Annotated in this window: 6 protein-coding genes; 5 read left to right on the forward strand and 1 reads right to left on the reverse strand. The window is 47.7% G+C overall.

Going from position 1 to position 6,046, the window contains the following annotated elements:
• Positions 1-40: 40 nt before the first annotated feature.
• Positions 41-223, forward strand: coding sequence for a hypothetical protein (locus EKM89_RS06305; protein WP_125686775.1), 183 nt, complete (start codon positions 41-43; stop codon positions 221-223).
• 75 nt (positions 224-298) lie between these two features.
• Here EKM89_RS06305 and EKM89_RS06310 read toward each other — a convergent pair whose 3' ends face one another.
• Complete coding sequence (locus tag EKM89_RS06310; RefSeq protein ID WP_225421830.1) at positions 299-1,876, reverse strand: aryl-sulfate sulfotransferase; 1,578 nt, start codon at positions 1,874-1,876, stop codon at positions 299-301.
• 421 nt (positions 1,877-2,297) lie between these two features.
• Between EKM89_RS06310 and EKM89_RS06315 the strand changes: the two genes are divergently transcribed.
• From EKM89_RS06315 to EKM89_RS06330, 4 genes are all read left to right on the forward strand, one after another.
• Entirely contained in the window at positions 2,298-3,020 is a 723-nt protein-coding gene (locus EKM89_RS06315) for a DUF975 family protein (RefSeq protein WP_125686777.1), read from the forward strand.
• 603 nt (positions 3,021-3,623) lie between these two features.
• Positions 3,624-3,989, forward strand: a complete 366-nt coding sequence (locus tag EKM89_RS06320; protein ID WP_125686779.1) for a GntR family transcriptional regulator — start codon at positions 3,624-3,626, stop codon at positions 3,987-3,989.
• Positions 3,989-4,882: an ATP-binding cassette domain-containing protein gene (locus tag EKM89_RS06325; RefSeq protein WP_125686781.1), complete on the forward strand. Its 894-nt coding sequence runs from the start codon at positions 3,989-3,991 to the stop codon at positions 4,880-4,882. The genes EKM89_RS06320 and EKM89_RS06325 overlap by 1 nt, the downstream gene beginning before the upstream one ends.
• Positions 4,883-4,893: 11 nt before the next feature.
• The gene (locus EKM89_RS06330; protein WP_125686783.1) at positions 4,894-5,823 is read left to right on the forward strand and encodes an ABC transporter permease; all 930 of its coding nucleotides are present in this window, start codon (positions 4,894-4,896) and stop codon (positions 5,821-5,823) included.
• The last annotated feature ends 223 nt before the right edge of the window (positions 5,824-6,046 follow it).

The following is a 6,046-nucleotide window of genomic DNA, read 5'->3' on the forward strand; positions in this document are numbered from 1 at the left end:
TCGGGTAGCCCCAATCGTGAACTAGCAAGCGGCCCGCATCGTGACCGATTACGTGGCCACGTTGGACGAGCCTTGGTTACCGTTGTTTCGAGTGAGCAAGCGGACCTTGCAATATTATGCCCGTGAGTTTCTCAAAACGATTGGAATCGCGTTTCATTGCCACCTTTTGCGACATACCTTTGCGGCCAAGCTCAAGCGTCTCTCAGGTCATCCCACGATGTAAGCCGTGTCAACGCCGCCTAGCATCGTTGACACGGCTAGCTGTATCCCTGGCCGCCTCCGGTTCAGCCGACACAATCTACTTAATCACGTTCAACCCAACGCTAGCGGAACCAGGGTACAGGGACATGCGCTGTGCCCGGTAGCTCCAGTCGCCGTGAGCAAATTTGGTGCGGTCGACGTCAAAGACGATTTTACCAGTCTTGCGGTTGACTTCGACGAACTCGCTCCGTTTACCGCTGTCGGCATACCCGAAGCCAATCAGTGTGTTGCCCTTACCGACGGCGTAACTACTGCCGACGATGTTGGTGAAGTTGCGTTTGCCAAGCGTTTTACCGAAGCTCCAGGTTTTTTCGACCGTACCCTTGAGTTGGTTGATCTTGACGATTTCGCCGGCGGACCATTTTTGGGACTGCTTGGTCTCACCCCGAGTGACGGGGACGTTGTTGTCGTAGTACTGTAGGTCAATCGTATTGCCGGTCGTTTGGTTTGGATGCAGGAGCATGACGGCGTGTTGACCACCGCTATATCGGAAATTCTTGTTCGTTGGCGTTAACAGATATTTTTGATAACGCTGTGGCAATTTTTCTGGCGAGGATAGAATCCATTTGAGCTTGGTGGTCTTATAGTTAATGGCAAACATCATGTCTTGATTCCGTCCAGAAACAATCAGCTCATCACGTTGTTTATCATAGTACATTGAGTTTTGATGGAACCAATCGATCTTTCCGTCTGGCCGATGGGTGCCGTCGTATTGCGTGTAGGCCGACTTGGGTAAGATGCGTTTCAAGTCGATGACCTTGACGATCTTAGCCGTCTTGTAGTTGATCTCAATCATGGTGTCCTCAACATACTTGTTGGAGCCGTCATCCACCGTTAATAGTAAGTTGTGGTTTGGCAGCTCGATGGCGTCATGGTGAACGACCGTATTGGTTGCCAGCTTGCTAGAATCTTGGCGTGTCGGAAAGAGACCGTTGAAGTTGTACTGACGGTAAACGCGGCCGTAGAAATCGGTCTCCCTTAGCGCGTTGTATTTGTGCGCATTAGGAGAAATCTTGGTGAGAATCAACAGGTGGTTATTGGCAAGCTGCTTAAAGATGTGCGAGATTTTTTCGGTGCTGTACCAGCGAATCTGACCAGCAGCGTCCAGACCGTACGTGATCCCCTGACTGCTGACGGCAAAGGTGAGGCGCGTGTGGCCAGTTCCCAGCGCCATTTTCTTGGGCTTACTGGTCTTGAGCACGTTGTGGCCGATATCTTTAGGCGCCGCACCGGTCTTCATGGTGTAAGTCGCATAAGATTTCTGACCGTTTTGCTTGGTAAAGGTCAAGGTGACGCGGTTGGTCCGGTCGGCGTAGAGCCCCAGCACCCCTACGCGATGGGTCGTTTGATACCCCGACAATTTTTTAGTCATGGTAGTTGCTGGCGTATCACCGTGAACGGTCAATGTCACACGCGTTGCGGCTTGGGTCTTGACCAAAACTAGGCCGGAAAGTGGGGAGGTCTTGTAGGGATTCACGATGACTTTAGCGTTGGCCGCCCCTGGCTTCAATGCCTTTAGTTCTTGCCGGTAGTTTGTTGTCAAGGTATTGGTCGCCGTCGTGTTTTTAGTGGACAGAGCGGGTCGGAGGTTCATTTTGATCTGCGACGTTGCCAATATATTTTTCTGATGATAGGTTTGATGGACTAGCAGGAAGCGACGCAGATTGTGTCGCTTCCTGCTAGGCAGTTGCGCCGCCCACGATAATCACGGCCAGAATAAGGCCGAGGCTGATCTTCCAAAATTTCTTCATAGTATGTAAAAAACTCCTTCTAGGGGATTCCACGGGGGAACCAGCGCGTTAACCGGCCGTTAGATACCTCACCTGATAATTAGTTAGGGTGACAACTTTGTCATTTTAGCAATTATATTAGATGAAGACAACCTAGTGGGTCGGCGGTCTTGCTGTGTAAACAGGACATGAGTCTCGCTGATGACTGGGGAAATAAGGTTAACCCCTAGTCAAATCGCGAAAGATTGTATAATATAAGAACAAAGTAGTAACTGGAGCGTCTCAGCGTAACTAGAGGAGGAAATTATGGATTCACAAGATCGCGTTAACTTAAAAATGGGGGCCAAACGACAGGTTCTCGACCATTATAAATTTTATGTCTTGCTATCAATTCTATGGTTAGCACTTTGGTGGATTGGAGATACCATGTACACCCGGGATGTCAACCTGATTGCCCGTATCAATGAGGCTAGCGCCGGGTGGTCATTCAACAGTTTCTTCTCGTTTGCTGGTATCTTTTTCATCGTTGCATCGATGCTCCATGCAGGGACGCAGCTGACCATGATCGACCTCGATCGCGCAACGGCGGAGATGGACAATCCAATTCAACGGAGTTTTACCCTATTCGATAAGGGCCAATACTTTCTGGGCTGGCTGTTTGTCTGTATTTTCGTCGGCATCTTCACGTTCCTGTGGTCACTACTCCTGTTCTTCCCCGGAATCATCAAAGCCTATTCTTATTCACAGGCCTTCTACATCTACCGGGACGCTTACGACCGCGGTGAAAATATCACAGCGCTTGAGGCCATTACCCGTTCGCGAAAAATGATGAACGGCTACAAGTCCTTTCTGTTCATCATGGATCTGAGCTTCATTCTCTGGTTCATTCTGGGAGAAATTACGTTTGGTTTAGCCTTTCTGTTTGTCATGCCTTACTACGATTTGGCACGGGCCAAATTCTACAACCAGTTGGTTTGGCGGCAAACGGAGAATCGACCGCACACGATGGACGATGTCGACGCCAGGTAGTTTGTGCTATCGAGGGACAATCTAGACTTTCTTATCGAAAATGATCAAAGTTCTGGTCGTTTGCTTGGCTCACGGTTTGGCAATGTAAAATTAATTAGTAAAAGAATCTGGCGTTTGTCCGGGGCTGCAAAAAACACGCCAACCTATTTAAAGCGTTACCCAAATGTGGATTTCATTCGGGTAACGCTTTTTTTCTACTAACTAAGGTTGAAAGTCCCAAAACACACATTATGACTGTTGTCACAACGATACTGGGTCTAAAATTAGGCAACGTTGTCCAACCATCGCCTTACCGGCCGACAGATATGCGCTGAAGTAGTTGGTCTGAGGCAACATGGATCATTCCAGTAGGAACACTGTTGAATTATGCTTAAACTTTAGCGGCCACTTGGGATTCAGTGATTGGACTTGACGCGCACAATCAAAGCCGAAGTGCGACCAGTATCCCTAATTTAGCGGTGATAACTCCTACTGTCGCAAGAGTAACGTAAACATTTTGGTTTTCTTTAGGGACTAATTTAAAACAAGGGGTTGCTAAATTGAGTGTACTAGGTATAATAGTACACACAGGACACGTAGCCAAACACCAAGGGGTGAGGAACAATGCAAGCAAATGATTCTAGTCTGCCATATTACGAGCAGCTAGTTCTGCAGGTCAAGCAACAAATCGTGCAGGGTATCTTGCAGCCAGGCGACCGGTTACCGTCGGTCAGAGATATGGCGCGACAGGAACAGTTGAATCCGAATACGGTCAGTAAAGCCTATAAGCAGTTGGAAACCCAACACGTTATCACTACAGTTCACGGTAAGGGTACGTATGTCCGTGAGACGGCTGAATATGGTGATAGTGCGCAGGTCGTTGCTAGTAAAAAACAACTTTTAACGTTATTGACGGAGATTCGCTATTTAGGCGTTCCGTTGGAAGAGGTCGTTGGTTGGATCAAGGCGGCATATAGGGGGGCAGAGTAGTGACATTACAAGTAACGCAACTAAGTAAGCAAATTAACGGGCAAGCTATTATTGAAGACATCAGTTTCCAGTGGGCACCAGGTGAAATTATTGGGCTAGTCGGGCGAAATGGTGTTGGTAAGACGACCCTGTTTCGGACGATGATGAACCAGTACGTGGCGGATGCAGGGAAGGTTACCGTGGATGACCACGATATTGTGACCACCCCGGAAGAGCAACGACGGATTTTCTTCTTAGATGTGCAATATAATTTCTTAGACAATTACCGGTTGTGGGAATTACCCGATTTTTATAAAATCGTTTACCCGCAATTTGATCAGCAACGCTATCTGGCCTTATTAGCACAGTTTAAATTAGACAAGAACAGTCAGTATCGCCGGTTATCTAAGGGGATGCGGGCACTGACCAACATGGTTTTGGCTATGACGTCTAATGCCACGTATATTATCTTGGACGAACCGTTTGATGGCTTAGACGTCATTGTGCGCGAAAATATTGCAACGATGATTATTGACGAAATTGCCGACCAGGAAAAGGGATTTCTGATTTCATCACACGATTTAAACGAACTCGATGGACTCAGTGACCGGGTCCTTCTGTTAAAGGACACCCATTTGGCACATGATTACAACCTGGAAGACATTCGGGCTAAGGCGAAGAAACTTCAGCTGGTCTTCAAGGATAAGCAAATTCCAGTCGTCCTTAAGGAACACAGCCAGTTGATTCGCGTGTCTGGCCGGGTGCTGGTTGTTGTCATTACGGACTACACGGCGGAAATCGACCAGCAATTGAAGGCCTTGAAACCGGTGTTGTTTGAAGAATTACCGTTAACGTTGGAAGACCTGTTTCGCGCCAATTTGGCACATGATACGGGTTACCAACTGATGAAGTAGGGGGAATTAGAATGCATAATCAATTAGATCAACTCATTTGGCGACGTCACCGGCGGCTTTTCTTGGCCATAGGTGGTTTAGCTCTACTGGGATGCTTTATGGCCACGATGCTGACCCTGCATACTTTACCAAAAGGTGAAACACAGCTAGTTGGGGCCGGTATTCAGAACTGGGAAGCGTACGCGGGTTCTTATTTCACCGGATTTCCATATTGGGTGATTGCTGCTTACTGGATGGTTGGTCTCCTGATGATGAATCAGGATCTGAAGGATCATTTTAATCAATTTTTATTCTCTAGTGGCTTTTCCCGCCGCCGGGTCTACTGGTCCAAAATTAAAGTGGCGATGGTGGCTTTACTAGCCATTACCGTTCTAACGATTGCCTTAGAGTATGGCGTGATTTGGGCGATGAAACCTGCCAATGTTAGTTTTCATTTGGCTTGGCCGGGTGTCTTATCATCGTGGATCATTGGGTTGTTGGCCTCAATTGGGATGTTTGCCCTCAGTTGGTTTGCAGCATTGATCATCGGTCAGACCGGGGCATTGATTGTGACAATTGTCGGTTTTACACTTTCTTTAGTTGGTTCCTTTTCAATTAGTGTTATTATCTTAAGAGAGTGTGGCATCAAATTGACGGGTGCACAGCAGACTTGGCTCATGGCCGGGGCTTGGCTAGTAGCCACAGTTGTGCTGTTCGTCTGGGGTGCTATCCTCTATAACAAGCTGTCACTAGAACATAACGGGGAGTATTTACTCTTTCCGAGATTAAAAGTGCCAGTATACATCGTTTTCGTCGTCTATGTGACCTCACTTAGTGTGTTTGGTACGGACGGCTGGTCATTGGTATTTTGGTTCCTGGCGTCTACCATCTTCGGCTACTGCTGGTTATGGCGGCCACGGCTGGGCGAAATGTTTCACCAATGGCGTTCACGTAGAGGCTAGAGAGTAGGTTTCAGAATTGCGTTATTCGGTGACTAAACGGTTTGGGGAAGCGCAGTCGTTGCCAAGGGGAGCAAGTCAGCGTTGGGGAATGTTGGCTTGAAAAAAATCACTCACCGCGGATCCTGCCGTGGTGGGTGATTTTTTGTGGTTCTTCGTCAACTGTTGTTGGTGAACAAAATATTGGAGTTCTAATCACTTGGTGATTAGGGCTCTTTTTGTATGA

The sequence above is a fragment of the Levilactobacillus fujinensis genome, from assembly GCF_003946335.1.
Lineage (GTDB): Bacteria > Bacillota > Bacilli > Lactobacillales > Lactobacillaceae > Levilactobacillus > Levilactobacillus fujinensis.